Source organism: Streptococcus oralis (assembly GCF_001578945.1).
GTDB classification, from domain to species: Bacteria; Bacillota; Bacilli; order Lactobacillales; family Streptococcaceae; genus Streptococcus; species Streptococcus oralis_Q.
Genome location: NZ_KQ969553.1, coordinates 60,759 through 85,597 on the forward strand (window position 1 = coordinate 60,759; position 24,839 = coordinate 85,597).

Genomic DNA, 24,839 nt, shown 5'->3' on the forward strand with positions numbered 1-24,839 from the left:
CGCGATTTATTTTTACTCAAACGTATTTTTTCTTTATTTATGATGCTCCTAGCTGATCATGCAAGTATTCACGATCTAGTTCTTTTATCACTAAAAATATGGATGGTAGAGGAGAGACCGACTAAACAATTGTTTTTTTTAAGATTTTGCATAGGGATTCTACATCTTCTTTTCTGCTAGACCAGGAAGTAGCAAGGCGAATGATTGTGTGTTTCTCATCGAATTTCTCCCAATAGGAGAAAATTACGTTTTGAGACAATTTTTTCATTTGTTCATCATTCACAATACAGAAGACCTGATTGGTTGGATTTTCAAAATAAAGGGGGAGACCAGCATTTTTACAAGCTATACGAATTTGCTTGGCGTAGGAAATCGCATCTTTGCCAATCGTCTGATAGAGCTTATCTTTAAACAATTCGTCAAATTGGATGCCTAAAAGTCTTCCTTTGGCTAGAAGGGCGCCGTGTTGTTTGATAATGGTGGTCATGTGAGGAAGAAGTTGAGGATTTGGGATAACGACTGCTTCCCCGAGAAGAGCGCCACATTTGGTCCCTCCGATATAGAATGCGTCGCATAAGCGAGCCAAATCAGCAAGGCTGACATCATTTTCAGGACAGGCAAGTGCGTAAGCAAGACGAGCACCATCTACGAAGAGTTTGACATTCTTTCCCTTACACACCTGAGAAATAGCTTCTAATTCTGCTTTTGAATAAAGAGTTCCGAGCTCAGTTGGTTGAGAGAGATAGACCATTCCTGGCATGACCATATGCTCATGATTTTTATCAGCCCAATAATATTCAATGGTTTCTTTAATTTGCTGGGCAGTTAATTTTCCATCGCTTCCCTCTAGTTCGAGTACTTTGTGACCTCCAAATTCGATGGCTCCTGCCTCATGAACGCTGATATGACCAGTTTTTGCAGCAATCACCCCTTGGTAAGATTGGAGGAGGCTGTCAATCATGATTTGATTGGCTTGGGTGCCTCCCATGAGAAAACGGACATCTGCTTGGGGGCAGGCGCAAGCCTCACGGATACGGCCCACAGCACTAGCAGTAATGGGATCGCTCCCATACCCACTCATTTCCATTTCATTGGTTTCCATGATTCGTTTGAGAATCGCAGGATGTGCTCCTTGAAGATAATCATTTGCAAAATTTAGGATTTTGTTTGTCATAAGAGACCTCTTTCTTGATTGATGTATTCATTGTACAAGAAATCAATTCATTACACAAACGCCAAAAAATCATATAAACTATGATAAAATGGAATAGATAAAAGAAAAGGAGTGAAAAATGGACGCAAGTAAGTGCCAAGCGGTTTTAATGGCTAGTGAAACAGGTTCTTTTTCAGCTGCAGCAGAACAACTCAATTATACTCAGTCAGGAATCACGAGAATGATTTCGAGTTTGGAAGAGGAATTAGAATTTTCCTTGTTTATCCGCAGTAAAAAAGGAGTTCGCTTGACGGAGAATGGGAAATTGATGTTACCTTATTTCAGGGAAATCGTAGAATCCAGTCAGATTGCGCAAGAGATGAGTGATGATATAAAAGGGGTCGTTCGTGGCTCCATCACGATTGCCTGTTACTTTAGTGTATCTTCTATGTGGATGCCTCGTCTTTTAAAAATTTTTTCAGAAAACTATCCCAATATCCAGATTAAGTTGTTGGAGGGTGGGAATAAGGAAATAGCTAAGTGGTTGGCAGAAAAATCTGTCGACATCTGTTTATGTGCAGAACCTCAAGACAAGATGGACTATAGTTGGGAAGAACTCTATCGGGATCCACTTCTTGTTTGGCTGCCCCAAAATCATCCCAAGGCTAGACAAGCTCAATACGAGATGACGGATTTGGAGGCAGAAGATTTTATCCATACCTTACCAGGTCAAGACACAGACCAGGACAGACTAATTGAGCAAGAAGGTTTAAATTTAAAAACACGTTTTACAACCAAAGATGGTTTTACGACCTACCAGTTAGTAAAAGCAGGTTTAGGAGTGAGTTTTAATCAGGCTATGATTGCACAGGATTGGAAAGAAGATGTAGTACAGTTACCTCTAAATCCACCACGTTTTGTCTCGCTGGGCCTTGCTTTGCCAAAACAGAAACCGACTTCTCCAGCGGTGCAACGATTTCTTAAATGTATGGAAGAGGAGATTTCTGGCTTGCTAAAGTCGACTCCTTGACACTCCGTCAGCTTTTGATACAATAGTACAAAATTAGAGGAGGTGAGCTATGATTCAGAAGCATGCAATTCCCATTTTGGAGTTTGATGACAATCCTCAGGCGGTCCTTATGCCAACACATGAGGGATTGGACTTAAAGTTGCCAAAGAAGTGTATCTATGCGTTTTTGGAGGAGGAGATCGACCGCTATGCCCAGGAAGTAGGGGCGGATTGTGTTGGTGAGTTCGTTTCGGCCACCAAGACTTATCCAGTCTACGTCCTCAACTACAAGGGCGAGGAGATTTGTCTGGCCCAGGCGCCCGTGGGCTCTGCCCCAGCGGCTCAGTTTCTGGATTGGTTGATTGGCTATGGTGTGGAGCAGATTATTTCCACTGGAACCTGTGGTGTCCTAGTCGATATAGAGGAGAATGCCTTTCTCGTTCCTATTCGCGCTCTGCGAGATGAGGGAACCAGCTACCACTATGTGGCGCCTTCTCGTTATATGGAGATGCAGCTTGAGGCTATCTCTGCCATTGAGCAAATCTTGGAGCAAAGAGGCATCCCTTACGAGGAAGTTATGACCTGGACGACAGATGGTTTTTACCGAGAGACGGCTGAAAAGGTTGCCTATCGCAAGGAAGAAGGCTGTGCTGTTGTGGAGATGGAGTGCTCTGCTCTTGCGGCAGTTGCCCAACTACGTGGCGTCGTCTGGGGCGAGTTGCTCTTTACTGCAGATTCCTTGGCGGATCTAGATAACTACGACAGTCGTGACTGGGGCTCAGAAGCTTTTGATAAGGCGCTGGAACTCTGTCTTGCCATTGTGCACCACATGTGAGTGCTCTTACTGTTTTTATGGTAGAATGTAGCTATGTTATTCAAATCTTTTTTGGAAAAAATCAAGACGACGCTGTCTCGTTTATCGCCAGCCCGTCGCATCTTTTTAAGTTTTGCCCTAGTTATCTTCTTGGGCTCGCTCCTTTTAAGCTTTCCCTTTGTGCAAGCAACAACGTCACAAGCGACCTACTTTGATCATCTCTTTACAACGGTATCCATGGTCTGTGTGACAGGGCTCTTCACCCTGCCGGTGGCCTCTACTTACAATATCTGGGGGCAGTTAATCTGTATGTTGTTGATTCAGATCGGTGGTTTGGGGCTTATGACCTTTATCGGAATCTTTTATATCCAAGGGAAACAAAAGCTCAGTCTTCGTAGTCGTGAGACTATTCAAGAAAGTTTTAGTTATGGGGAAACCCAGTCCTTAAAGGACTTCATCCGCTCGATCTTTTTGACGACTTTTCTGGTGGAAGGGCTCGGTGCCTTTCTTCTGAGTTTCCGCTTCATTCCTGAATTTGGCTGGGGTCGAGGGATGTTAACCTCTATCTTTTTAGCTATTTCAGCCTTTTGTAATGCTGGTTTTGATAATTTCGGCAGTAGCAGTTTAGTGAATTTTCAGACAGATCCCTTGGTCAATCTGGTAATCGCTGGCTTGATTATCACGGGTGGTCTAGGATTTATGGTCTGGTTTGACCTAGCGACCCAGATTGGGAAAAAGAAAAAATGTCGCCTGCGTTTCCATACCAAGTTGGTTCTCTTTTTAACGGCGGGAATTCTGCTCTTTGGAACCGTATCGACTCTCTTAATCGAGTGGAACAATCCTGGAACGATTGGAAATCTCAGCGCTCCAGAGAAACTGCTGGTTAGCTTTTTTCAGACAGTCAGCATGAGGACAGCGGGCTTTGCTTCTATTGACTATACACAGGCACGACCGGTGACCTTGTTCATCTATATCCTACAGATGTTTCTGGGTGGGGCACCTGGAGGAACGGCTGGGGGACTCAAGATTACGACCTTCTTTGTCTTGTTGGCCTTCGCTCGTAGCGAACTATTGGGCTTACCTCATGCCAATGTGGCTCGGAGGACTATTGAACCCCGAACCGTGCAAAAATCTTTCAGTGTCTTTATTATCTTCTTGCTGACATTCTTGTTAGGCTTGATTCTACTAGGGATAACAGCAGAGGGAAATCCGCGCTTTATCTACCTCATGTTTGAGACCATTTCAGCCCTTGCGACAGTTGGGGTGACGGCAAATTTAACACCAGAGTTAGGCAAGTTAGCTCTCAGTATCGTTATGTTGCTGATGTTTATCGGCCGTATTGGTCCCTTGACACTACTGATCAGTGTAGCGGAATACCAGCCAGACAAGAAAGATACGATTCACTATATGAAAGCAGATATCACCATTGGATAAGAAAGGGAGAACGATGTCAGATCGGACAATTGGAATTTTAGGCTTGGGAATTTTTGGGAGTAGTGTTTTGGCTGCTCTTGCCAAGCATCATATGAATATCATTGCTATTGATGACCACGAGGAACGCATTAATCAATTTGAACCTGTGCTGGCGCGTGGGGTAGTTGGAGATATCACGGATGAAGAACTCCTTCTATCAGCGGGGATTGACACCTGTGATACCGTAGTTGTTGCAACGGGGGAAAATCTGGAGTCCAGTGTTCTCGCGGTTATGCACTGCAAGAGTCTAGGAGTGCCGACCGTCATTGCCAAGGTCAAAAGCCATACAGCTAAAAAGGTGTTGGAAAAAATCGGGGCGGACGCAGTCATCTCACCAGAGTTTGAGATGGGGCGCTCATTGGCGCAGACAATCCTCTTTCATAACAGCGTAGACGTCTTTCAGCTGGATAAGAATGTATCGATTGTCGAGATGAAAATCCCCCAATCGTGGACTGGTAAAAGCCTCAGTCAGTTAGATTTACGTGGGCGATACAACCTCAACGTACTTGGTTTTCGTGCCTACGAAAATGCTCCTCTGGATGTCCAATTCGGACCCAATGACCTCTTGCAGGCAGATGCCTACATCATGGCCGTCATTAATAACCAACATCTGGACACCCTAGCTGAACTGAGTGAGTAGGAGAGGTCTGAGATTGACTTTAATTTGAAATAAAGCCGTAAAATCCCTTTACAAATCTAGCTTTTCATGGTACAATAGCATTTGTGTGAAATAGCAGCAGGAAAGCATGAAGCTCGTCAACAGGTGTCTTATGACAAGTAACCTTGGCTGTTTAGGCGAAGGGCATCTGCACGAATCAGGGCTTTCTAAGTGACTATTTCCACCGAAATATTATTTATATCAGGAGGACATATACATGTCACGTTATACAGGACCATCTTGGAAACAAGCTCGTCGCCTTGGCCTTTCACTTACAGGTACAGGTAAAGAATTGGCACGTCGTAACTACGTACCAGGACAACACGGACCAAACAACCGTTCTAAATTGTCAGAATACGGTTTGCAATTGGCTGAAAAACAAAAACTTCGTTTCACTTACGGTGTAGGTGAAAAACAATTCCGTAACTTGTTCGTACAAGCTACAAAAATCAAAGGCGGAATCCTAGGTTTCAACTTCATGCTTCTTTTGGAACGCCGTTTGGATAACGTTGTTTACCGTCTTGGTCTTGCGACTACTCGTCGTCAAGCTCGTCAATTCGTAAACCACGGTCACATCCTTGTTGACGGAAAACGCGTTGATATCCCATCATACCGCGTAACTCCAGGTCAAGTGATCTCAGTTCGTGAAAAATCATTGAAAGTTCCAGCAATCCTTGAAGCAGTAGAAGCTACTCTTGGACGTCCAGCATTCGTATCATTCGATGCTGAAAAATTGGAAGGTTCATTGACACGCTTGCCAGAACGCGACGAAATCAACCCAGAAATCAACGAAGCACTTGTCGTTGAATTCTACAACAAAATGTTGTAATATTTTATTAAATATGATAGGCTGTAAAGCCTTGATATTAAGCACTTTAGGCCTCTATCCTAGAGTGCTTTTTTTGATTTTACTACCCTTTTAGTTACCCATAACTAATTTTAGGTATAGTAATAGGGTAGCCCAAAAATGGGGCACCCTTATTATTTATAAATTGCTGATAGCTGCCTCAAAGATTGAGACGGCTTTTTTAGCTCCCTCTTTGGTAGCATGGACATAAGTATTCAAGGTCATTGAGATATTAGAGTGGCCTAGCCTATACTGTAAATCTTTCGCCTCTATGCCAGCGTATAGCATGATTGTAGCGTGAGTATGTCTGAAACCATGGAAACTAATATCAGGAACGCCAGCAGCTTTAAAGTGACTTTGTAGCCTCTTTCTTAGTAGGCAAGCGTAAGCGTATTTTGTGGTAAAAGGAGTAAAGACAATCCCCTCAGATCGGCCTAGTTGCCATGACTGGACTTGTTGACGTTTTTTATACTGTTTGAGTAGGGAAACTGTAGCCTTGTCTATGTCAATCTCTCTTAGACCTGCTTTAGACTTAGGCGTGTTTGTTTCCTGGTATCTATTGAGAGTCTTAGATATGCTGATAGTGCCTTTTTTAAGGTCAATATCAGACCACTCAAGAGCCAAAGCTTCACCAATACGGCAACCACTGGCCAGCAATGTTTTATAAAGCACGTAGTCAAAGAAATTCTCATAACTAGACTGATCCAAATCTTCCAGGTAGTCTAAAAACTGTTTTAGTTCCTGGTTGCTGAAAAATTTGACCTTATGCTCTTTATTTTGTTGTTTACGTGGGATAATGACGTCTCTAGCAGGGTTATGCCGGATCACTTGCATAGTCACGCCATATTGGAGAATACGGCGATTTATATTGTTTAGAAAGCTATAGTTTGCATACGCCCCTTTTTCGCCCTTATTGGCCTTGTCAGCCCACTTATTGACTTGTTGCTGGATGATAGGGGTAGTTAGCCTATCAAGCTTATAATCGCCAAAGACGGGCAATATATGCAGTCTGACGATACCCTCCATGGATTGCTGAGAGTTGGGCTTGATGGTGTTTTTGTAACTTTCCCACCAAAGGGCTACCAGCTCTCTGTAAGTCGTGATAGTGGGCTTTGCCTTGATGGTATAGCCGTTAGCAGTAAAGGCATTGACAGCCTCCCTAGCTTTGATTTTAACGCCTTTTTTAGTGTTGGCCGTGACCGTAGTTCTAGCCTTTTTCCCTGTAAGTTTATCAACGCCTAAATAAACACTTGCACGGTACACCGTAGTACCGTTTTTCTTTTTGTATTCTGTAATATTCATAGTCATACCTTTCTAACATCAGTAAGCAAGTATGGGATTTAGTCAAGTATTTATGAATATTGTCTTTATGTAGTGCTGGGAGCTACGAGAATAGCCCTATTCTCGTTTGTTTTAGGTGTGATGGTAATTTGTATAGCTGAGCTATAAAATCAATTAGAGGGTGTTTTAGGGGTTCATTTTGTTAAAGAGTTTTCAACGCGCTCTAGATCGTCCAAAAAGTCAAGGAGAGCAAGAGAGATATGGTTCATCTCAGAGGCATATGAGCCAGGTTTAACCCGACCATATTGGGACAGTCGGCTAAAAATATTTTCTACAAATTCAATAGCTATTAGTGTATCGGTTTTTATTTTTTTAACTTCTTCAATATCTTTCAAAAAATTAAGGTTTTTTTGTAAATATGGGGAGCTCCTCGAGTCAAATACTTTTTGTTCTTCATCTGTTCCAATCAGAATGAGTTCAAGATCATCTTTATAACCTAAAAGGTAACCAACAGGAACATCAAAAAAAGAGGCAATATATTTCCAAACACTCTGATTTCTAGGCGAACGTTTACCGTTTTCGTAGTAGGATAGCTGGCTGTCGCTTATTGTGACCCCATATAGTTCATTAAGTTTTTGGCTTAATTTTTTTAGTGATATTCCATTTTGTTTTCGCAGTTGTTTTAATCTGTTTTTCATACTCTAACTACCTTTCAAAAACGATTATAACACAAAATGATAGCAATAAGCAAAAAAATTATCAAATTGACAACAAAAACGCTTGACATTGTCAAACGGATAGTATAAACTAAAATCACTATCAGATTGATAGTAAAAAATTAAGGAGGTAACCTATGCTAATTAGTGTAGAAATAGCTGAAAAAGTACGAGCAAAAAGAGGAAAACGGAATTTAACCAAAAGCCAGACAGCTTTAGCGCTTGGAATTGCTAGAACAACATTAAGCAAAGTTGAGAGCGGGAACTACAATGCTCCCAAGCGTATCTATGAGGCAGTTATGAACTGGCTAGTAGAAGATTTATAAGATTTCTTACTACCTTTCACTTATAGAAATCTAAGCAACAAAAAAAGCCTAGACAGTCGGCAAACTAGCAAGGCTTTTCACACAAACAACTAAAACCACAAAAAGCAAGTATGGGATTTAGTTAGGTATTTATTTAATTATATCACAAAATAGTGATTTGTGTCCAAACGAGAGAGCACTAACTCTTTAAACTGGTACTTTCTCACGCTTTCAAATATTGGCGAGTCTGAGCGTGAGGTTGGCAATTACAAGAAAGGCATTAAAAAGCTATTTGGACTTTTTCCCAATTCTAGGAGAAAGTCCTGAAGCAACTATACAAATAAAACATAATTGAGGTAAGGACATGAGTGTAATTATATTAGAAAATAGTATTTTTACGGTTAAGAAGTCAGACTACACCCCTGAACAGTGGGAAAGAATGCAAAAACTAAGAGATAGCGAGGAGCGAGCAGAGGCTCAACTTTCTCAACTCTATGGGAGACGTGTAGCAACCGTAATTGTTTTTAATATCATGGCTACTTATAAGAATACTTTTAATAGGTTTGCAGATACCTATGAGGAGGCTTGTGATGGCCTAGGTATTCTTATTGTTAATAACATCATCTCTAGAGCAGTTAACGGTTTACCAGCCCAAGGGGTAGAGCGTAGAGAGCGAGAAAATATTAGAAATCTGTTACCAAGATAGAGCATAGATTGGAGGTAGTGGCATGAACGAGCTAGATTTAACCAATACACAGGCGGTTATCTTCATGGTGGTATTGATTGGCTTACTTGTCTATCTAAACCACCTAGACCGCAAAAAAAGCGCTCAAATGGAGCGAGAAAGCAAACAGACGATAGAAATCCCAAGAGAGGATTTAAACCCTTGCTATGGGTGTTATATTCAACTAGCAGGCAAGCGGAACAATTAGAAAAGGGGTGCAATATGCAACTATTATCAAGAGAGGCAGAGCTTGAGCTACTGGAGAAAGTGGGAGATCACTTAGAGAAAAGGCTTGAACTTGAAAAGCAGCATAATGACGGCTGGGACTTAATTTCTAGGCCTGATTTACTAGACAAGTTAGGGATCAGTGGCACAACGTTGAATAATTGGGAAAAACACGGCTTAAAGCCTTATCAGTCGCCTTTTGAGAACAGTAAGAAGATTTATTACCGCAAGACCGATATATACAATTTTCTTGCAGTAGATTAGGGGGATAACAATGAGAATGATTGAGTTGACTATATCCTCTAAAAAAATGCCCTTATTTAGTTTTCTAAAACATGCACCAACTCAAGTTTGGAAGAATGGAGAACATTACAAACTCATTTACTACGAGCCAATCGGTGAGGGACTGACAGATTTTCATTATAAGGGGTTGTATGTAGCTGTCAGAGATGAGAAAGGACGATTAGAGGGCTGGGAGTTGGCCAGGGGCTTGGATATAGCTTTGGCCAGTTCAGAATTATTGACGATTCTAAAAAAATTAGAAGCAAACAGATTGACAGAGCAGCGCCAGGGACTTGGATTGGAGTTGAAAGGATGGATTTTTGACCTGATTTGTAATGGCATATATACCAGGTATGAAACATCTCTTTTTGTCCGTTCTCTATTTGTAAATGGCTACAGTTTTAGCCAATCAGTGGACTTGTTTTCTGCAATCGTTAAGCGGAAAGATTTAGCAGGCTATTTTTTAGAAGTAGCAAGGGTATTCTATAAGGAGGTAGCTTTTGAATAGTGATGAAATTGTAAATAAAATCATTGAAGAAGATCATCAAAGAGCTTCCCCTGAAATGGTGAATTTGACTGAAGCAAGGGAGACTAATGAGGGACACAATAGTTTAGACTTGGCCAAAAAACCACGAGGGGATGGCTTTGCAGTGAGTCTAGATAATCTCAAGAAGATTTTGAGCGGAGATAGTAAGCTGAAAGGTGCTATACAGTATAATATCTTTACTTACGAAATTGACGTGACTAGACCTATAAAGTTAAACGGTAGAACCCTGAGCGGTGCAATCGATGATCTGATTATCAGAGAAATTAGGGCTTATATTGCTACCAAATACAAGATAGACTATAAAAAGCCTGATATAGCGGACATTCTGGAAGTAGTGGCTGGAGAGCATAGCTACAATCCGTTAAAGGACTATCTAGAAGCATGTGAAAACGAGTATAAAGGGTTAGTAAATCAGCGTGATCCGTTTGATATTCTACGATATTATCTAAATATCGAAGATAATGATTATAATCGTATTATCATGGATTTGTTTTTCCGTGGGGCAGTTGCTAAGGTATTCAATCCCTCCATTAAGTTTGACTTTGTTTTAGACTTGACTGGACGCCAGGGAGTTGGGAAAACTCAGTTTTTCGAGGGGCTTTTCACTCATAAGTATTTTACTACTGTTGAAACTTTCACGGATAAAGACGACAAGGCTAGGATGGTAAGAAATTGGTGTGTATTTGATGATGAGATGGTGGCCAGTAAAAAAGCCAGCTTTTCAGAATTAAAGAAATTCATAACAGAAACCAAACTAGAATTTAGACCTCCCTATGCTTCCAGTGATAGGCGACTACCTAAGAGTTTTATCATTGTCAGGGCAACTAATGACCATGATTACTTAAACGACCTTACAGGTGAAAGGCGTTTCCTGGTTGCTGAAGTTCATAAGAACACCGATTACAAGGATAGGAAGTGGACAGAAAAAGACCGTAGACACTTTTGGGGTGCTATGGTGGCAGCTTGGAGAGCTAACAAGGTGCTGACTCTGACAGATGAGCAGGAAAAGCTAGTAAACGAGGTTAGAAGCCGTTATAAGTTTGTAGATGAGCTAGCTGAAGACCTGGAGCGGTATTTGGATACCCCTTACCCGAAAGGGATGTACCAATACCCAGAGATTGATAGGACTAGGCGTTATTACATCCACGACATGATAAATCATGGCTACTATATGGGTGCTGATGGTACAGAAATCCCACTAGACACAGAGAAGTATGGTGAACTAGTGGAGCGGGATAAAGTGGCAGTTAATTTATTTTTTACAGAGGTGTATTTGAACAATTCACCGAATCCAAAAGATAAAAACAAGGTTAAGAAGATCATGCAAAATAAAGAGGGCTGGAGATATAAGAAATCTGCACGATTTGGGAAAAGTATTAAACCAGCTTATATCAAAAAGTAGAAAAAATGTAGTTAGTGTAGTTTTTTTCTAAAAAAATAACTACATTTTGAAAGGTCAGTAAAGCCTTGGTACACAAGGGATACAGACAGGGGTTAGAAAAAATGTAGTTTTCTTAAATTTTTTTACTACACAGCTAACCCCTTGATATTACTGACTTTTTTATTAAAATGTAGTTATTTTATCATTTTTATAAAAAAATATATATAAATAACAATAGAGAGTACTATATATATTTTTCTTGAAAAAAAGTGACTACAAAACTACATTTGGTTCCAATCCCTTGAGGCTGTAAGGTTGGAGGTGTAGTACATAACGACTACATTGTACTACATTTTCCAAAAAATACTACACTTTGTAAGATTGATAAAAGCAGGGTGCAGCGTTTGCTTTCCAAAAATGGAACTCAAAAAGCTTAAAAATGAACTAAAGTACACTAAAAAGGGTAGTAAAAAGCATTGAATAGTTGAAAATATCGCTAATATCGACGCTTTAGGCCAATGAGTACTACAACTTAATCAAGTAGAAGAGGCTCGTAGCACTCTAGGTTAATGAAAATAAAGAAAAAATGAAATGGAGGATCGTATGGATGATTTAGTTGAACTGTTGAAGCAAGGCTTTATTTTGTATCAGAAAAATGGTAAAATAGAGGCAGAGGTTCCCCCAACATTTGGGAGTGTGGCCTTGCATTTTCAAGATGGAAGATTTTCATACTTGCAACGAAGTGAAACAAAAAAATAGAGTCTATCGGAACAACCGAGGGCGCTGATTAAGTTATTTAGCTTTTTCGGTGTCCTTTTTGTTTTGGTGCTAGGAGTGGATATGATACAAAAATCCTTATGGATTGATATGAGCAGAAAAAACAGTTTTAAAAATGGAATACCGTAGCAGGTACGGTGCTTTTAGATATGGAAATTAACAAATAGAGAGAGGAAAAAAAGAATGAACAAGAAAACAATTATTACTAAGATGGTAGCATTGAAGGGTGCTATTTCTAACTTATATGGAAAAATCGAAGAAATACAGAATAATCAATTTTTGAGCGCAGAGGGGAAAGAGAATGAACTTGAAACCCTTAAATTCAAATACGAGGCTTGGTATGCTGGTTATTATGATGATTTAAAGAAAATTGCAGACAACCTACTACCAGATAAAGAGGCTAAGAGAGCCGAAACGGAAGTAAAAGCGTTGACTGATCCCGGTTATCAAGTAGCAGTGCAAAATGCTGTAAAACTTTTTGAAAGTGGCACTTTGGCCGTATCTACTGGAAAGGCACTAATAGACCATTACAAAGACGATCGCACAACTTTAGAACTTTTCAGAAATGCTTTAGGAGGTATTTTTGGTAATGGCAACCCAAACAGTGCAGAGTTAGCGCAGTATATCCCAGCGGACAATAGCAATCGGACAAAAGACTTGTTGAATAAGTTTGCTAGAGCAGTCGATGAGATGAATTATGAGAGATTGATGTCTGATCATGGATTTGTAATGCAGAGAGTTGAGGGTGCTATAACTTTCTTAGAATCTGATTACCTAGATGACAACATGGACGCAATACTTTAATCGAGTGTGCAGAGGGGAGAAATCCCCTTTTAGTATTTAAGCCAATAGATTTGGTTTATTACACGATAATTTGTAGTAGTGTGCAATTTACAAAACAAACAAATACTACATATTAGACGGCTAAAACTCTGAAATAAGTCAGCTATATCAAGACTTTTGACGGATTCGAGCGTTCCAAAAAAGGGTGAGGTAAGGGTTAGGTTGCGTATTAAAAAAAGTACAAGGTAGCATAGATCAAATAGGCTAAGATTAGGCTAAGATCACATACTTCAAAATAGCAAGGTACAGGGCTTTTTTCTAATGATAGAACCCTAAGATTACCCTAAGGTATAGCTGCTTTTTTAGAGCCATAGAATGGTAAGGTTTTGGTAAGGTATCGAACTTTTTCAATGTAAAGGTACAGGAGTTTTCCAATGGTGAGGTAGTGGCAAAAAATATGCCTGACAAATTGCAGGATTATGTGTGTTGAACTCCGAGCGAACTCCGAGAAAATAGCTCTTGAACAGAGAACGAACAGAAGATTATATAGCTTGAACCTCGAGCGAAGCCCGAGAAAATGGGGTATATCCCCCTATCATTTATCAAGCAGATAAGAGCAATAATAACTCTCCTTAACTCCCTGAGAAATGACAAGCAGATAAGCGGAGTTTTTACCCCTCTTATTTCGGATTTTCTCCTTACCAAATGATAAGCAGATAAGCAAAGAAATAACTTGCCTTAATTGCTTGCAGAATGACAAGGAAATAAGAGAGATAAAAACATCCCTTAATTGCTTATCAAACCATAAGGAGATACGGGGGATATCTCCCTCCCCACGCGCTTCTATGAGCTTCACCCGTCATTGTACATTTTTTTCTCACGGGCAAGCATTTGAAGCTAGAGCGAACATAGAGAAAACGAAAAAAGTCAGCACAGGGCTGACTCCTTTGTGATATATCCGATAAAAATATTATATCATAGAGGAGGCTAAGGCATGACACCAGAGCAGGTAAAAGAAAAACTAGAAGGCGTTAAGTGGATAAACAAAGAGATAGAGGGCTTATATTTAGAGCTTGCGGCTTTAGAAAGTGGTATTATCAAAAAGCAAGAACTGAGCACTACCAGAGTACAAACAAGCAGGGTAAATACAGCAGAGAATAACCTTATAAGTGTTCTGAAGCTAAAAGAGGATACGCTCCAGAGAATTGAACGACTTACTGAAGAGAGAATGGAAATATCTAGGCTGATCGATAAGCTGGCCAATCCGCTTGAGCGTTCTGTTTTAAGACTTTTTTATTTGAATGATCTTGTAGCTTTGGAAGTTGCTGAGGAAATAGGTGTATCTACAGCCTCGGTATATCGAGTAAGGCAAAAAGCTATAGAAAACTTGTCGGAGGTGATAAAAACAGCTTGATAAATTGAAAGAAATACTCAAACTAACAGCCCATACTTATGGGGCTTTTCTGTTTACTTGACTTTTCTTTTCATGTGATATACAATGTATTACAGAAAGAAAAATGAGGTAAAAAGATATGGGTATGGTATCATTAAGGCTAAATACAGCGGAAGAAGAGCTATTTAGAAGTTATGCAGTACATACAGGAAAGAGCCTTTCCGAGCTTTTCAAGTCAGCATTAGCGGAGCAGATTGAAAATCAACTTGACTATGAAATCGGCATTCAAGCCTTGAAACGCTTTGAAGAAAATCCCGTCACTCACTCAATTGATGATGTGATTAAGGAGCTAGAAAATGGCTTATAAGTTGGTACTGAGTGATGAAGTTTTGAAACAGCTTAAAAAGATGGATAAGCATGTAGGGCTTATGCTGGCTAAGGATATGAAAAAACGGCTTGATGGTTTAGAAAATCCTAGACAGCAAGGCAAAGCACTGACAGGGCAATATAAAGGGCTTTGGCGGTATCGTGTGGGGAACTATCGGATTATTTGCGATATTCGAGATGGTGAGCTGATTATCCTAGCCCTTGAGGTAGGACACCGTAAAGAGATTTACAAGAGATAATCCCTGTTTTTATTAAGTAGATAGTAGTTATGAAACTATGGGAATATGTAGATAAAAACGTTCGCCTTGTTTTAAGCGATGGTACTTCCATCGTTGGCAAGGTGATTGATTGGTTCGACGGATATGATTTAGATGGCTATGATGAAATCGTCATTGATGATTACTCATATTCTGAAAGTAGTATCAAGGAAATTGAAATTGTTAAAGGTGAGCAGCTGAACTCAAGAAAAGAGGTCTAATATTATGAAATACAGTCAACAAGTCTTAGATATGCTACAGGAAGCAGTCAGCGGTCAGATTGATAATTTTTGGGATTTTTCCTTTAAGTTTAATGCTCTGTTCGGAGAAGATGAGCACTTTGCGGAGGCTTGGGACAATGAAAATACTGAAATGTTTGACGCTCTCAACGATTTGGAACTGATGATGTTTTTAGAAGAACATGACCCAAGCGATAAACAAGGTTTTATCAATTTCCTAACGCCTTACTATGAAAAGGCAAAACCGTTAAATAAAAAGCACCTCTGACAGGTGCGATTTACTTGCTTACTGAACTCATCATTTTAAGTCCCCTTTTTGTTACCCTTTATGTTTTCTCAGCTTATTTGAATTTAATAGTTTTTGAAAAAAATAAGTTAGATTTAGAGCAGGCTTAGCCCTGTTTTTCTGTACCTTTTAATAGGAAGATAACAAAATGCTTTAATTTTGAAAAATATCTTACAGAAAGCCTGCAACAGTGGGCTTTTTTCGTTGTCTTAAAAACTATAGAACACTTCTTAACTGTGAAGGGGGATAAAAAATTCCCTGCAAATTGAAATCGCAAGGAACTTTTGTTAATGGTAATGGACAAGTCAGACAGAATACTTTTTCCCGAGCCAGAGAGCAAAGGGGAGATTGATGACGGCGATGCCTGAGCCAACTAGTGAAAATAGGAAAAATTCGCTAGTCGAAATTCGCCATAAATGCACAATGTCGATAATCAAATAAGCACTGATAGGAAAACAAAGGATAGAAGTGATTAGAGCAGGGATATACTTGCGAAGAAAGATTGATTGTCCCATATGGAGCAAGAGATGAAGTGCAAAGGCTACAAATCCCCCCAACCAAACTAATTCGAGCGCTCTAGATTGAGTAAAATACGCTAATAAAGTGATGGATAAGACAAGAATAAACTCCTCAAAAACAGCAAGGGCAAATCCCTCTGTTGTAATTCCTTTGTGGAGCTTGAGAATAGCTGGAGCCTTTTGGACCAGTAAGGTTTCGTTGAGATGAATCCAAGGGACAAGACCGATAATTTCTTCCATATCGTGAAAGATAAAGAGTAGAGGGAACATCCAAAGATAAAATGCCATAAATTTCTCCTGAAAAGCCATAGATTGCTAACCAATAAAGCAAAAAACGCCCAGTAAGGCGTTTTGAGTTATGCTTATTTCACCTCTGTAAACACAACGTGTTTGCGAAGTTTTGGTGAGTATTTCTTCAATTGAAGACGGTCTGGAGTGTTACGTTTGTTTTTAGAAGTAAGGTACAAGCGTTCACCAGATTCTTTGTGTTCAAGTGTGATATTTACGCGCATGGTATCTCCCTTCTATTATTCAGCTGATGCAGCTTTAGCGATTTTACGTCCTTTGTAGTATCCTTTAAGTGATACACGGTGAGAACGTGAGTAATCTCCAGTAGTTTCGTCAAAGTTTACAGATGGAGCTGTTACCTTGTAGTGTGTACGACGTTTGTTTTTCTTCGCTTTTGAAGTGCGACGTGCAGGTACTGCCATTTTGTTTTCTCCTTTTAAGATATAATTCAGTTAGGTTTGATTTTCATCAACTTTAATAGTATATCAAAACTTTTTTGTAAAGTAAAGTTACTTGACAAAAAAAGATTAAAAAATTAGAAGTCATTAATCGAAATTTTCTGAAAATTCAAGAATTTTATTCTGTTCTTCATGCGGAAATTGTGTTATAATGATAAAAAACTGAAACGGGAGGGATAAGATGACTGAATTAGATAAACGTCACCGCAGTAGCATTTATGATAGCATGGTTAAATCACCAAACCGCGCCATGCTTCGTGCGACTGGTATGACAGATAAGGACTTTGAAACACCGATTGTGGGAGTGATTTCGACTTGGGCGGAAAATACACCATGTAACATCCACTTGCATGATTTTGGGAAATTGGCGAAAGAAGGTGTCAAATCTGCAGGAGCTTGGCCGGTTCAGTTTGGGACAATTACCGTAGCGGACGGGATTGCCATGGGAACGCCTGGTATGCGTTTCTCTCTAACATCTCGTGACATCATCGCAGACTCCATCGAAGCGGCGATGGGTGGTCACAACGTGGATGCCTTCGTTGCTATCGGTGGCTGTGACAAGAACATGCCTGGTTCCATGATTGCCATTGCTAATATGGATATTCCAGCTATTTTCGCCTATGGTGGTACCATTGCACCCGGAAAGTTAGATGGTAAAGACATCGACTTGGTTTCTGTTTTTGAAGGTATCGGAAAATGGAACCACGGTGACATGACAGCTGAGGACGTGAAACGTCTCGAATGTAATGCCTGCCCGGGACCTGGTGGCTGTGGAGGTATGTATACAGCTAATACCATGGCGACTGCAATTGAAGTTCTCGGTATGAGTTTGCCAGGATCTTCATCTCACCCAGCTGAATCAGCTGACAAGAAAGAAGATATCGAAGCGGCAGGACGTGCTGTTGTCAAGATGCTGGAGCTTGGTCTCAAACCATCAGATATCTTGACTCGTGAAGCCTTTGAAGATGCTATCACTGTAACCATGGCTCTCGGTGGTTCTACAAATGCAACCCTGCACTTGCTTGCCATTGCTCATGCCGCAAATGTTGATTTGTCACTTGAGGACTTCAATACGATCCAAGAACGCGTTCCTCACTTGGCCGACTTGAAACCTTCTGGTCAGTATGTCTTCCAAGACCTCTACGAAGTCGGTGGTGTGCCTGCTGTTATGAAATATCTCTTGGCAAATGGTTTCCTTCATGGCGACCGCATCACATGTACTGGTAAGACCGTCGCTGAGAACTTGGCTGACTTTGCAGACCTTACACCAGGTCAAAAAGTCATCATGCCACTTGAAAATCCAAAACGTGCAGACGGTCCGCTTATCATCTTGAACGGGAATCTTGCCCCTGATGGAGCGGTTGCCAAGGTATCAGGTGTTAAAGTGCGTCGTCATGTTGGTCCAGCTAAAGTCTTTGACTCAGAAGAAGATGCTATTCAGGCCGTTCTGACAGACGAAATCGTTGATGGCGATGTTGTCGTTGTTCGTTTTGTTGGACCGAAGGGTGGTCCTGGTATGCCTGAGATGCTGTCCCTTTCATCCATGATTGTTGGTAAAGGTCAAGGAGACAAGGTTGCCCTCTTGACGGATGGCCGTTTTTCTGGTGGGACTTATGGTCTGGTTGTTGGACATATCGCCCCAGAAGCTCAGGATGGTGGACCGATTGCCTACCTCCGTACAGGCGATATCGTTACAGTTGACCAAGATACCAAAGAAATTTCCATGGCCGTATCTGAAGAAGAACTTGAAAAACGCAAGGCAGAAACAACCTTGCCACCACTTTATAGCCGTGGTGTCCTTGGTAAATATGCCCACATCGTATCATCCGCTTCTCGTGGAGCCGTGACAGACTTCTGGAATATGGACAAGTCAGGTAAAAAATAAACTTAAAAAGCAAGCCAACTTCGGCTTGCTTCTTTTCATCTTCAAAGTGATTTGCCTGCTTAACGAGGTGGCAGTCCAAGGGCAATGCGTCCGTAGCGACTGATTCGAGTGATCTTCCATGCAGGAGACCAGGTGACTTCAACCTTGACATCTTCGATACCCTCGATTTGTTTTAGACCTGCGACGATTTCGATAGGCAGGCTTTCGGCGCAATCACAGGCAGTATCGGTGAAGGTCATGACAATCTTACAGAGACCTGTTTCATCCAGATTAATTTCATAAATCAAGCCCAGATTGTAAACATCCAATTCCACATCTGTATCAAAAACCTTCTCTAGTTTTTCGATAATTTGGTCTTGTAAGGCCAAAGCGCGGTCATTGATTTTGATATCGTCTCTCATAACAGTCCCTCCACGTGATAAATATCCTCTATTTTCTCATAATTCTGACAATTTGGCAAGTTTTTGATGAATTTTCTGAAAAGACTCTATTGAGATTTTCTACTCTCGCTGTTTTAATCCCTTTATTTATGGTAAAATAAGACTATTAAGTTTAAAGAGGATTCCCTATGAAATTACAAAAACCAAAAGGAACGCAGGATATTTTACCTGCTGAGTCTGCCAAGTGGCAGTACGTTGAGGGCTTTGCCCGTGAAATTTTCAAGCGCTATAACTATGCAGAAGTGCGCACGCCTATTTTTGAGCATTACGAGGTCATCAGCCGCTCTGTCGGGGACACGACTGATATCGTAACCAAGGAAATGTACGATTTCTATGACAAGGGTGACCGCCATATTACCCTCCGTCCTGAAGGAACTGCTCCAGTTGTTCGTTCCTATGTGGAAAATAAACTCTTCGCTCCAGAAGTGCAAAAGCCAAGTAAGTTCTACTACATGGGGCCTATGTTCCGCTATGAGCGTCCACAGGCAGGTCGTTTGCGTCAATTTCACCAGATTGGTGTCGAGTGCTTTGGTTCGAGCAATCCAGCTACCGATGTGGAAACAATCGCTATGGCAGCCCATTTCTTGAAAGAAATTGGCATTCAAGGTGTCAAACTGCATCTTAACACTCTTGGAAATCCTGAGAGTCGTGTAGCCTACCGTCAAGCCTTGATCGACTATTTGACACCGCTCAAGGAAACCCTGTCTAAGGATAGCCAGCGTCGTTTGGAGGAAAATCCTCTCCGTGTCCTAGACTCTAAGGAAAAAGAAGACAAGGTGGCAGTGGAGAATGCGCCGTCTATCTTGGATTTCCTGGATGCAGAAAGTCAAGCTCATTTTGATGCCGTCCGTCAGATGTTGGAAAATCTAGGTGTAGACTATATCATCGATACCAATATGGTGCGTGGTCTGGACTACTACAACCACACGATTTTTGAGTTCGTCACAGAGATTGAGGGGAATAGCTTGACGGTCTGTGCGGGTGGTCGCTACGATGGTTTGGTTGCTTACTTTGGTGGCCCTGAAACTGCTGGCTTTGGTTTTGGACTGGGTGTAGAGCGCCTGCTTCTCATCCTTGAAAAGCAAGGTGCGGCCCTTCCTATCGAAAACGCCCTAGATGTCTATATCGCAGTCTTGGGTGATGGTGCAAATTCCAAAGCCTTGGAGTTGGTACAAGCCCTTCGCCAACAAGGATTTAAAGCAGAACGTGACTACCTCAACCGGAAGCTCAAAGCTCAGTTCAAGTCAGCCGATGTCTTTGCGGCTAAGACCCTCATCACCCTAGGAGAGAGCGAAGTTGAAAGCGGACAAGTGACGGTCAAGAACAACCAAACACGAGAAGAAGTTCAAGTGTCACTTGAGACCATCAGCCAAAACTTCTCAGAAATCTTTGAAAAATTAGGATTTTAATAGTAGAAAAACTGGTCAGGCTCTTATCCCTGACCTTTTTCTTTTGCAAAATGACAAAAATCATAAACTTTTTGACAAATATACTTGTCAAAAAGAAAAAGATGTGTTAGAATATAAACAAGTTAAGAGAAAAGGAGAAAGGAATGCTTAAAAATCGTTTAAAAGAGCTTCGGGCAAGAGATGGGCTTAATCAGACTGACCTTGCCAAGCTAGCAGGGGTTTCCAGACAGACCATTAGCCTACTAGAACGGGATGAGTACACCCCATCCATTATCATTGCCCTGAAAATATCTCAAATTTTCAACGAAACAGTCGAATCGGTATTTCGCTTAGAGGAGGACGAGTGATGAACAAGTATAAAGTGATTTATTATATGAGTGTTTTTGCCTTTATTGTGAATGCTTTCGCTATGATTGGAACATTATTCGGTTGGTTTTATTTTGTTGAAAGTAAGTATTTGTTTTGGATTAATTTAGTCCTCTTGTCCATTTTCAATTGGTTAAAGAAGAAGGAGAAAAATGATGAACAAGTATAAAGTGATTTATTATGTAGTTGCCATGGCTCTATTAGTCAGTGTGTTTCTACTGATTGGGATGGACCTAGGCTGGTTTAATCTGTATCAAAGTGACCAATTTATTTGGGGCTACTTTGCTCTCATTCCAGTAGTTGAATGGATTGAAAAGAAATCAAAAAATCTAACAAGTGAAAAAGGAGAATGAATGATGAAAAAGTTTTTAGCAGATTTTCAAGTAGATACTGAACATAAAGAACTTGCGGGTGTTTGTGCAGGTTTAGGAAATTATTTTAATATTCAAGCCAATATCGTTCGTTTGGTGACAGTCTTGCTGTTTCTCTCTTCGACAGAGATTGGGATTATAACAGTAACTCTCTATGCCTATCTAGCAGGTTGGCTTGGCAATGAACCCTTGGGAGATGGAGCAAAAAAAGCTAGAAACCAAGCTATTCTTTTGTTTGCTGTTTGTTTGATTTTAGTATCACTTGGAACAGAGGGCTTGACAGCTATTTATGAATCAGGTAAAGTGTTTGGTCAGTGGTTAGTTGGATTGGTTTAGTTTAGAAAGAGTATGAATATGAAAAAGAAACGTGGATTGTTATTTTTAATGACTGTTATCTTGGGAGGCTTCTTGGGCATGTTTGCAGGGATGTTTAAGGCCTATACCGAAAACTACGGAACCATTTTAGATGTCAAAACCGTGACTCCATGGATATCATCTATTTGTTTACTGTTAGGTTTCATTAGTATGTTTTTGACTTTCGATTTCTTAAAGAAAAGCAGAAAATTTCACTCCTTGTATCAAGAGGAAATGGATGATGATCTGAATGAAACCTATTATGTGCAGATGTATCGGAATCTTGAGTTTGGAACCACTACTTTTAATATTGCAGGAGTAGCGATTCCATTGGCTATTTTTATCTCATTAAGTGAAGTGGTTATATTGCATACAAGCCCTCAAACGTTTTCCCTTTCTTTCTTAGCCTTTGTGGTATTCTTAGTCGCTCAAAAATCTCTTTCTAAAACTATTGCGATTGTTCGTCAGTTTGATTTGCCTCTTTTCTCTACACCAAAGGATGTTTTAGACTATGTCAATTCTTACGATGAAGGGGAGTGTAAGGCTAATTTGGAACAGAGTTTTCAAATTTTATTTCAATTAAATCAGTATGTTTTGCCAGCCTTATATATTTTTCTTTTTATCGTTTCTTTCTTGACAGGAGAAATTCAGCTACTAGCCTTATTGCTTGTAGGAGCGATCCATATTTATATCAATGTGATGCAATTACCTATGGTAAAACGTTATTTCAAATAAAGGAGTTCCTATGATTCGTGTTGAAAATGTAAGCAAAAGTTTTGGAGGCAAGAAAGCTCTGCATCAAATTTCTTTTGAGATTCAAGAAGGTGAAATTTTTGGCTTCCTAGGACCTTCAGGTTCAGGTAAAACAACTATGATCAATGTTTTGACGGGTCAGTTAGCTGCAGATCAGGGTGAGACCGTTCTCCTAGGGAAGTCCTCTCGAAATTTGACTTCAAATGATTTGGAACAAATCGGGATTGTTAGTGATACCAGTGGTTTTTATGAAAAGATGAGCCTCTATAAAAATCTGCTCATTTATGCAAAATTATATGGTCTTAAAGCTTCTAGAGTAGATACAGTACTTGATCAAGTTGGGTTATCAGATGCCAAAAACCTTATCGCAGAAAAACTATCCACAGGTATGAAACAACGGATGTTCTTGGCTCGTGCTCTTCTAAATGCTCCCAAAATCCTCTTTCTGGATGAGCCAACAAGTGGTCTTGATCCCACCACCTCAAAATCGATTCATGCTCTCTTACAAGAATTGAAGCAGGCTGGGACAACGATTTTCTTAACAACCCACGATATGAATGAAGCAACCTTGCTTTGTGATCGACTCTCTCTTTTAAATAAGGGAAACTTGATTGAGTATGGCAGTCCACAAGAGATTATCCAGAAATACCATGAGGATAAAAAGGTTCGTTTACGCTATCAAGATGGACGCGAACAAGTGGTTCCTTTTGAAGAATTGCCTCATTTGAATACGACAAATCTAATAGCTGTTCATTCGTGTGAACCGACTTTAGAAGAAATCTTTATTAGATTGACAGGAGAAAAGTTAGATGTTTAGAAAATTAAATGCCCTTCTTTGGTTAAGGTTACAAGTTCTTATTAGTAATTCAACGTTACTAGCGACTTTATTGATGCCCTTTGGTATTGCTATCCTATATAATGAGTTCTTAAACAAGAGTGGAGAACTGACTATGTTTCACCTCTCTACGAGTTTGACGATGGTCTTGAGTATGGGAAGTGGTTATATGGTATCGATTATGATGGCTGAGGATAAGGAAAAACGTAACCTTAAATCCCTCATACTAAGTGGTGTGACAGCAACGGAGTATACTCTGAGCATGATGGCTCTTCCTCTTCTAGTGGTGCTTTTTTCGATGGTTGTTCTCCCTCTATATCTTAAAGTTGATTTGACAAACTACTTTCTTACCTATGGTCTCTATCTGCTTCTGGCAACTATCAGCATTATCTTTCTTAACATTCTTATCGGTGCAGTATCAGATACTCAGTCTAAGGCGCAAGTGTATAGTATTTTTCCTATGCTGACCTTCTCTTTCTTACCCACTCTTGCTGTTCAAAATGCAACTGCGCAAAAACTGTTGGACTATTCTTTCATTGGTCCATTGGTAAGTCTGTTAAAAGCAGGTGGTGGAGAGTTATCTTTGAGAAATCTTGGTCTTTTGCTAGCATGGGTCCTTTTGCTAGGATTAGCTAGTCTCTTCGTATTGAAAAATAGTTATAAAGGAAAGTAGGAGGCCCATATGAACTTACTTAAAAATCTTGGCTGGTTTCTTCTAGCTGTTCTATCCTTTTTCTTTGGCTATGGTCTGGTTCAGAGCATGGCTCTGTCAGCTCTTGGACTAGGGGCTTCAATCTTTGGAGTCTTACCACTTTATGTCGCCCTGTCAGGGGCCTATGTTTATGGAGTTTACAGATGGTATCAGACAGAAAAGGTTAGCATCCAGACAACGGCTTTTAATCGTTATATTTGGTTGCCAGCCCTGGTTTTGCTAGTGGCGATTACAGCTCAGTTCTTTTTGCCAGATGATCCGTCGGCCAATCAACAGACTGTATCACAATTGACACTAGCTCAGCCTGTCTTTGGTTTCTTTATGGTAGTGGTCTTTGCTCCTCTGACGGAAGAACTCATTTTTAGAGGGATGTTAGCGCGTTATCTCTTTCCTAAGCAGGACAACATGAAACAGACAGCTCTCTTTCTCCTCGTATCAAGTGTGCTTTTTGCCTTGATTCATTTTCCAGGAACTTTGCAACAGTTTTTAGTTTATGCTAGTCTGGGATTGAGTTTGGGTCTGGCTTATGTGAGCCGAAAAGGTCTTCTTTACAGCATTTCTCTCCATGCTTTGAATAATTTAATCGGCTTTTTGATGATACTCATGCTATAATAGAGTCAGGAGGTCACATGAAACGAGTAATTTTATTAGCAGTGATACAGGCGGTCGTTCTCTTCTTTATCATCGGGGCACTTGCCTATGCCTTTAAAGGCGATTTCTTTTACAACTATCTAGCAGTTGTCTTTGCGCCTATTGCAGGTGTCTTGCGTTTTGCTTCGGCTTATGCGACGGAAATTGTTCTACCTAAAAAGGCAGCTGAGATTGCTGAAAAGCGTAAAAAAGGCTAAGAATCATAATCAGAGAATCCGATGATGTTTTCATCGGATTTTTTGTCTGTTCGTTTTGATTTCTG

At 40.4% G+C, this 24,839-nt stretch carries 36 protein-coding genes; 29 read left to right on the top strand and 7 right to left on the bottom strand.

Annotated elements, in window-relative coordinates:
- Positions 1-121: 121 nt before the first annotated feature.
- Positions 122-1,162, bottom strand: coding sequence for a threonine aldolase family protein (locus SORDD16_RS07435; protein WP_241734036.1), 1,041 nt, complete (start codon positions 1,160-1,162; stop codon positions 122-124).
- A 130-nt stretch (positions 1,163-1,292) separates the two neighbouring features.
- Between SORDD16_RS07435 and SORDD16_RS07440 the strand changes: the two genes are divergently transcribed.
- From SORDD16_RS07440 to rpsD, 5 genes are all read left to right on the top strand, one after another.
- Complete coding sequence (locus tag SORDD16_RS07440; protein ID WP_061452947.1) at positions 1,293-2,183, top strand: LysR family transcriptional regulator; 891 nt, start codon at positions 1,293-1,295, stop codon at positions 2,181-2,183.
- Positions 2,184-2,232: 49 nt separating this feature from the next.
- On the top strand, positions 2,233-2,997 hold the full coding sequence (locus tag SORDD16_RS07445) for a nucleoside phosphorylase (protein WP_061452948.1): 765 nt from the start codon (positions 2,233-2,235) through the stop codon (positions 2,995-2,997).
- Between the two features lie 33 nt (positions 2,998-3,030).
- Complete coding sequence (locus SORDD16_RS07450; protein WP_061452949.1) at positions 3,031-4,410, top strand: TrkH family potassium uptake protein; 1,380 nt, start codon at positions 3,031-3,033, stop codon at positions 4,408-4,410.
- A 13-nt stretch (positions 4,411-4,423) separates the two neighbouring features.
- A complete protein-coding gene (locus SORDD16_RS07455; protein ID WP_061452950.1) occupies positions 4,424-5,089 on the top strand; it encodes a potassium channel family protein in 666 nt (221 codons plus the stop codon).
- Positions 5,090-5,324: 235 nt separating this feature from the next.
- Positions 5,325-5,936 carry a 30S ribosomal protein S4 gene (gene rpsD, locus SORDD16_RS07460; RefSeq protein ID WP_000092756.1) on the top strand — a complete coding sequence of 204 codons (612 nt, stop codon included), beginning with the start codon at positions 5,325-5,327 and terminating at the stop codon, positions 5,934-5,936.
- Positions 5,937-6,092: 156 nt separating this feature from the next.
- On the opposite strand, the gene SORDD16_RS07465 is transcribed toward rpsD, so the two are convergent.
- Positions 6,093-7,256 (bottom strand): tyrosine-type recombinase/integrase, encoded by a 1,164-nt coding sequence (locus SORDD16_RS07465; protein WP_061452951.1) that lies wholly within the window; start codon positions 7,254-7,256, stop codon positions 6,093-6,095.
- A 173-nt stretch (positions 7,257-7,429) separates the two neighbouring features.
- Complete coding sequence (locus tag SORDD16_RS10760; protein WP_081215183.1) at positions 7,430-7,933, bottom strand: helix-turn-helix domain-containing protein; 504 nt, start codon at positions 7,931-7,933, stop codon at positions 7,430-7,432.
- 155 nt (positions 7,934-8,088) lie between these two features.
- On the opposite strand from SORDD16_RS10760, the gene SORDD16_RS07475 reads away from it, so the two are divergent.
- From SORDD16_RS07475 to SORDD16_RS07530, 13 genes are all read left to right on the top strand, one after another.
- Complete coding sequence (locus tag SORDD16_RS07475) at positions 8,089-8,277, top strand: helix-turn-helix domain-containing protein (protein WP_061452952.1); 189 nt, start codon at positions 8,089-8,091, stop codon at positions 8,275-8,277.
- 343 nt (positions 8,278-8,620) lie between these two features.
- Positions 8,621-8,962, top strand: a complete 342-nt coding sequence (locus SORDD16_RS07480; protein WP_061452953.1) for a hypothetical protein — start codon at positions 8,621-8,623, stop codon at positions 8,960-8,962.
- 22 nt (positions 8,963-8,984) lie between these two features.
- Complete coding sequence (locus SORDD16_RS07485; RefSeq protein ID WP_061452954.1) at positions 8,985-9,188, top strand: hypothetical protein; 204 nt, start codon at positions 8,985-8,987, stop codon at positions 9,186-9,188.
- A gap of 14 nt (positions 9,189-9,202) precedes the next feature.
- Entirely contained in the window at positions 9,203-9,469 is a 267-nt protein-coding gene (locus SORDD16_RS07490) for a hypothetical protein (RefSeq protein ID WP_061452955.1), read from the top strand.
- 10 nt (positions 9,470-9,479) lie between these two features.
- On the top strand, positions 9,480-9,995 hold the full coding sequence (locus SORDD16_RS07495) for a hypothetical protein (protein WP_061452956.1): 516 nt from the start codon (positions 9,480-9,482) through the stop codon (positions 9,993-9,995).
- Positions 9,988-11,436, top strand: a complete 1,449-nt coding sequence (locus SORDD16_RS07500) for a virulence-associated E family protein (RefSeq protein WP_061452957.1) — start codon at positions 9,988-9,990, stop codon at positions 11,434-11,436. The genes SORDD16_RS07495 and SORDD16_RS07500 overlap by 8 nt, the downstream gene beginning before the upstream one ends.
- Positions 11,437-12,018: 582 nt before the next feature.
- Positions 12,019-12,174, top strand: a complete 156-nt coding sequence (locus SORDD16_RS11320; RefSeq protein WP_164966501.1) for a hypothetical protein — start codon at positions 12,019-12,021, stop codon at positions 12,172-12,174.
- Between the two features lie 201 nt (positions 12,175-12,375).
- Positions 12,376-12,996, top strand: a complete 621-nt coding sequence (locus tag SORDD16_RS07505) for a hypothetical protein (protein WP_061452958.1) — start codon at positions 12,376-12,378, stop codon at positions 12,994-12,996.
- A gap of 973 nt (positions 12,997-13,969) precedes the next feature.
- Positions 13,970-14,389: a DUF1492 domain-containing protein gene (locus tag SORDD16_RS07510; RefSeq protein WP_061452959.1), complete on the top strand. Its 420-nt coding sequence runs from the start codon at positions 13,970-13,972 to the stop codon at positions 14,387-14,389.
- 118 nt (positions 14,390-14,507) lie between these two features.
- Positions 14,508-14,735 (top strand): type II toxin-antitoxin system RelB family antitoxin, encoded by a 228-nt coding sequence (gene relB, locus SORDD16_RS07515; protein ID WP_061452960.1) that lies wholly within the window; start codon positions 14,508-14,510, stop codon positions 14,733-14,735.
- Complete coding sequence (locus SORDD16_RS07520) at positions 14,725-14,994, top strand: type II toxin-antitoxin system RelE family toxin (protein WP_061452961.1); 270 nt, start codon at positions 14,725-14,727, stop codon at positions 14,992-14,994. The genes relB and SORDD16_RS07520 overlap by 11 nt, the downstream gene beginning before the upstream one ends.
- Before the next feature lie 29 nt (positions 14,995-15,023).
- Positions 15,024-15,233, top strand: a complete 210-nt coding sequence (locus SORDD16_RS07525) for a hypothetical protein (RefSeq protein ID WP_061452962.1) — start codon at positions 15,024-15,026, stop codon at positions 15,231-15,233.
- Positions 15,234-15,237: 4 nt separating this feature from the next.
- The gene (locus tag SORDD16_RS07530; RefSeq protein WP_061452963.1) at positions 15,238-15,519 is read left to right on the top strand and encodes a hypothetical protein; all 282 of its coding nucleotides are present in this window, start codon (positions 15,238-15,240) and stop codon (positions 15,517-15,519) included.
- 323 nt (positions 15,520-15,842) lie between these two features.
- On the opposite strand, the gene SORDD16_RS07535 is transcribed toward SORDD16_RS07530, so the two are convergent.
- The 3 genes from SORDD16_RS07535 to rpmF form a co-directional block, all read right to left on the bottom strand.
- Complete coding sequence (locus SORDD16_RS07535; protein WP_061452964.1) at positions 15,843-16,343, bottom strand: HXXEE domain-containing protein; 501 nt, start codon at positions 16,341-16,343, stop codon at positions 15,843-15,845.
- Between the two features lie 74 nt (positions 16,344-16,417).
- A complete protein-coding gene (rpmG, locus tag SORDD16_RS07540) occupies positions 16,418-16,567 on the bottom strand; it encodes a 50S ribosomal protein L33 (protein ID WP_001265622.1) in 150 nt (49 codons plus the stop codon).
- A gap of 15 nt (positions 16,568-16,582) precedes the next feature.
- Entirely contained in the window at positions 16,583-16,765 is a 183-nt protein-coding gene (gene rpmF, locus SORDD16_RS07545; protein ID WP_000290417.1) for a 50S ribosomal protein L32, read from the bottom strand.
- A gap of 217 nt (positions 16,766-16,982) precedes the next feature.
- On the opposite strand from rpmF, the gene ilvD reads away from it, so the two are divergent.
- Positions 16,983-18,686, top strand: coding sequence for a dihydroxy-acid dehydratase (gene ilvD / locus SORDD16_RS07550; protein WP_061452965.1), 1,704 nt, complete (start codon positions 16,983-16,985; stop codon positions 18,684-18,686).
- A gap of 59 nt (positions 18,687-18,745) precedes the next feature.
- Here ilvD and SORDD16_RS07555 read toward each other — a convergent pair whose 3' ends face one another.
- The gene (locus SORDD16_RS07555) at positions 18,746-19,087 is read right to left on the bottom strand and encodes a metal-sulfur cluster assembly factor (RefSeq protein WP_001204052.1); all 342 of its coding nucleotides are present in this window, start codon (positions 19,085-19,087) and stop codon (positions 18,746-18,748) included.
- A 167-nt stretch (positions 19,088-19,254) separates the two neighbouring features.
- Here SORDD16_RS07555 and hisS point away from each other — a divergent pair, with 167 nt between their 5' ends.
- The 10 genes from hisS to SORDD16_RS07605 all read left to right on the top strand — a co-directional run bounded on the left by hisS (position 19,255) and on the right by SORDD16_RS07605 (position 24,774).
- Entirely contained in the window at positions 19,255-20,535 is a 1,281-nt protein-coding gene (gene hisS / locus SORDD16_RS07560) for a histidine--tRNA ligase (RefSeq protein ID WP_061452966.1), read from the top strand.
- A 143-nt stretch (positions 20,536-20,678) separates the two neighbouring features.
- Positions 20,679-20,882 carry a helix-turn-helix transcriptional regulator gene (locus SORDD16_RS07565; protein ID WP_031237122.1) on the top strand — a complete coding sequence of 68 codons (204 nt, stop codon included), beginning with the start codon at positions 20,679-20,681 and terminating at the stop codon, positions 20,880-20,882.
- The gene (locus SORDD16_RS07570; protein WP_038804241.1) at positions 20,882-21,070 is read left to right on the top strand and encodes a hypothetical protein; all 189 of its coding nucleotides are present in this window, start codon (positions 20,882-20,884) and stop codon (positions 21,068-21,070) included. Before SORDD16_RS07565 ends, SORDD16_RS07570 begins: the two co-directional genes overlap by 1 nt.
- Entirely contained in the window at positions 21,057-21,254 is a 198-nt protein-coding gene (locus SORDD16_RS07575) for a hypothetical protein (RefSeq protein ID WP_061452967.1), read from the top strand. The genes SORDD16_RS07570 and SORDD16_RS07575 overlap by 14 nt, the downstream gene beginning before the upstream one ends.
- A 3-nt stretch (positions 21,255-21,257) precedes the next feature.
- A complete protein-coding gene (locus SORDD16_RS07580; protein ID WP_049505389.1) occupies positions 21,258-21,608 on the top strand; it encodes a PspC domain-containing protein in 351 nt (116 codons plus the stop codon).
- A gap of 18 nt (positions 21,609-21,626) precedes the next feature.
- The gene (locus SORDD16_RS07585) at positions 21,627-22,361 is read left to right on the top strand and encodes a DUF3169 family protein (RefSeq protein ID WP_061452968.1); all 735 of its coding nucleotides are present in this window, start codon (positions 21,627-21,629) and stop codon (positions 22,359-22,361) included.
- Positions 22,362-22,371: 10 nt separating this feature from the next.
- Entirely contained in the window at positions 22,372-23,196 is an 825-nt protein-coding gene (locus SORDD16_RS07590; protein ID WP_061452969.1) for an ABC transporter ATP-binding protein, read from the top strand.
- The gene (locus SORDD16_RS07595; RefSeq protein WP_061452970.1) at positions 23,189-23,887 is read left to right on the top strand and encodes an ABC transporter permease; all 699 of its coding nucleotides are present in this window, start codon (positions 23,189-23,191) and stop codon (positions 23,885-23,887) included. Before SORDD16_RS07590 ends, SORDD16_RS07595 begins: the two co-directional genes overlap by 8 nt.
- A 9-nt stretch (positions 23,888-23,896) precedes the next feature.
- Complete coding sequence (locus tag SORDD16_RS07600) at positions 23,897-24,538, top strand: CPBP family intramembrane glutamic endopeptidase (protein ID WP_061452971.1); 642 nt, start codon at positions 23,897-23,899, stop codon at positions 24,536-24,538.
- Between the two features lie 17 nt (positions 24,539-24,555).
- Positions 24,556-24,774, top strand: coding sequence for a hypothetical protein (locus SORDD16_RS07605; RefSeq protein ID WP_000832176.1), 219 nt, complete (start codon positions 24,556-24,558; stop codon positions 24,772-24,774).
- Positions 24,775-24,839 lie beyond the last annotated feature (65 nt).

What these genes read in the sequence shown, in the direction of transcription:
- SORDD16_RS07480 (WP_061452953.1), top strand. Translation starts at nt 8,621, where the DNA reads ATGAGTGTAATTATATTAGAAAATAGTATTTTTACGGTTAAGAAGTCA.
- SORDD16_RS07440 (WP_061452947.1), top strand. Translation starts at nt 1,293, where the DNA reads ATGGACGCAAGTAAGTGCCAAGCGGTTTTAATGGCTAGTGAAACAGGT.
- SORDD16_RS07570 (WP_038804241.1), top strand. Translation starts at nt 20,882, where the DNA reads ATGAACAAGTATAAAGTGATTTATTATATGAGTGTTTTTGCCTTTATT.
- SORDD16_RS07445 (WP_061452948.1), top strand. Translation starts at nt 2,233, where the DNA reads ATGATTCAGAAGCATGCAATTCCCATTTTGGAGTTTGATGACAATCCT.
- SORDD16_RS07605 (WP_000832176.1), top strand. Translation starts at nt 24,556, where the DNA reads ATGAAACGAGTAATTTTATTAGCAGTGATACAGGCGGTCGTTCTCTTC.
- SORDD16_RS07490 (WP_061452955.1), top strand. Translation starts at nt 9,203, where the DNA reads ATGCAACTATTATCAAGAGAGGCAGAGCTTGAGCTACTGGAGAAAGTG.
- SORDD16_RS07505 (WP_061452958.1), top strand. Translation starts at nt 12,376, where the DNA reads ATGAACAAGAAAACAATTATTACTAAGATGGTAGCATTGAAGGGTGCT.
- SORDD16_RS07585 (WP_061452968.1), top strand. Translation starts at nt 21,627, where the DNA reads ATGAAAAAGAAACGTGGATTGTTATTTTTAATGACTGTTATCTTGGGA.
- SORDD16_RS07535 (WP_061452964.1), bottom strand. Translation starts at nt 16,343, where the DNA reads ATGGCATTTTATCTTTGGATGTTCCCTCTACTCTTTATCTTTCACGAT.
- SORDD16_RS07555 (WP_001204052.1), bottom strand. Translation starts at nt 19,087, where the DNA reads ATGAGAGACGATATCAAAATCAATGACCGCGCTTTGGCCTTACAAGAC.
- SORDD16_RS07455 (WP_061452950.1), top strand. Translation starts at nt 4,424, where the DNA reads ATGTCAGATCGGACAATTGGAATTTTAGGCTTGGGAATTTTTGGGAGT.
- SORDD16_RS07525 (WP_061452962.1), top strand. Translation starts at nt 15,024, where the DNA reads ATGAAACTATGGGAATATGTAGATAAAAACGTTCGCCTTGTTTTAAGC.
- SORDD16_RS07530 (WP_061452963.1), top strand. Translation starts at nt 15,238, where the DNA reads ATGAAATACAGTCAACAAGTCTTAGATATGCTACAGGAAGCAGTCAGC.
- SORDD16_RS07580 (WP_049505389.1), top strand. Translation starts at nt 21,258, where the DNA reads ATGAAAAAGTTTTTAGCAGATTTTCAAGTAGATACTGAACATAAAGAA.
- rpmF (WP_000290417.1), bottom strand. Translation starts at nt 16,765, where the DNA reads ATGGCAGTACCTGCACGTCGCACTTCAAAAGCGAAGAAAAACAAACGT.
- relB (WP_061452960.1), top strand. Translation starts at nt 14,508, where the DNA reads ATGGGTATGGTATCATTAAGGCTAAATACAGCGGAAGAAGAGCTATTT.
- SORDD16_RS07465 (WP_061452951.1), bottom strand. Translation starts at nt 7,256, where the DNA reads ATGAATATTACAGAATACAAAAAGAAAAACGGTACTACGGTGTACCGT.
- SORDD16_RS07595 (WP_061452970.1), top strand. Translation starts at nt 23,189, where the DNA reads ATGTTTAGAAAATTAAATGCCCTTCTTTGGTTAAGGTTACAAGTTCTT.
- SORDD16_RS07450 (WP_061452949.1), top strand. Translation starts at nt 3,031, where the DNA reads ATGTTATTCAAATCTTTTTTGGAAAAAATCAAGACGACGCTGTCTCGT.
- SORDD16_RS07475 (WP_061452952.1), top strand. Translation starts at nt 8,089, where the DNA reads ATGCTAATTAGTGTAGAAATAGCTGAAAAAGTACGAGCAAAAAGAGGA.
- SORDD16_RS07575 (WP_061452967.1), top strand. Translation starts at nt 21,057, where the DNA reads ATGAACAAGTATAAAGTGATTTATTATGTAGTTGCCATGGCTCTATTA.
- SORDD16_RS07510 (WP_061452959.1), top strand. Translation starts at nt 13,970, where the DNA reads ATGACACCAGAGCAGGTAAAAGAAAAACTAGAAGGCGTTAAGTGGATA.
- SORDD16_RS07495 (WP_061452956.1), top strand. Translation starts at nt 9,480, where the DNA reads ATGAGAATGATTGAGTTGACTATATCCTCTAAAAAAATGCCCTTATTT.
- rpmG (WP_001265622.1), bottom strand. Translation starts at nt 16,567, where the DNA reads ATGCGCGTAAATATCACACTTGAACACAAAGAATCTGGTGAACGCTTG.
- SORDD16_RS07485 (WP_061452954.1), top strand. Translation starts at nt 8,985, where the DNA reads ATGAACGAGCTAGATTTAACCAATACACAGGCGGTTATCTTCATGGTG.
- SORDD16_RS07600 (WP_061452971.1), top strand. Translation starts at nt 23,897, where the DNA reads ATGAACTTACTTAAAAATCTTGGCTGGTTTCTTCTAGCTGTTCTATCC.
- ilvD (WP_061452965.1), top strand. Translation starts at nt 16,983, where the DNA reads ATGACTGAATTAGATAAACGTCACCGCAGTAGCATTTATGATAGCATG.
- SORDD16_RS10760 (WP_081215183.1), bottom strand. Translation starts at nt 7,933, where the DNA reads ATGAAAAACAGATTAAAACAACTGCGAAAACAAAATGGAATATCACTA.
- rpsD (WP_000092756.1), top strand. Translation starts at nt 5,325, where the DNA reads ATGTCACGTTATACAGGACCATCTTGGAAACAAGCTCGTCGCCTTGGC.
- SORDD16_RS07565 (WP_031237122.1), top strand. Translation starts at nt 20,679, where the DNA reads ATGCTTAAAAATCGTTTAAAAGAGCTTCGGGCAAGAGATGGGCTTAAT.
- SORDD16_RS11320 (WP_164966501.1), top strand. Translation starts at nt 12,019, where the DNA reads ATGGATGATTTAGTTGAACTGTTGAAGCAAGGCTTTATTTTGTATCAG.
- SORDD16_RS07590 (WP_061452969.1), top strand. Translation starts at nt 22,372, where the DNA reads ATGATTCGTGTTGAAAATGTAAGCAAAAGTTTTGGAGGCAAGAAAGCT.
- hisS (WP_061452966.1), top strand. Translation starts at nt 19,255, where the DNA reads ATGAAATTACAAAAACCAAAAGGAACGCAGGATATTTTACCTGCTGAG.
- SORDD16_RS07520 (WP_061452961.1), top strand. Translation starts at nt 14,725, where the DNA reads ATGGCTTATAAGTTGGTACTGAGTGATGAAGTTTTGAAACAGCTTAAA.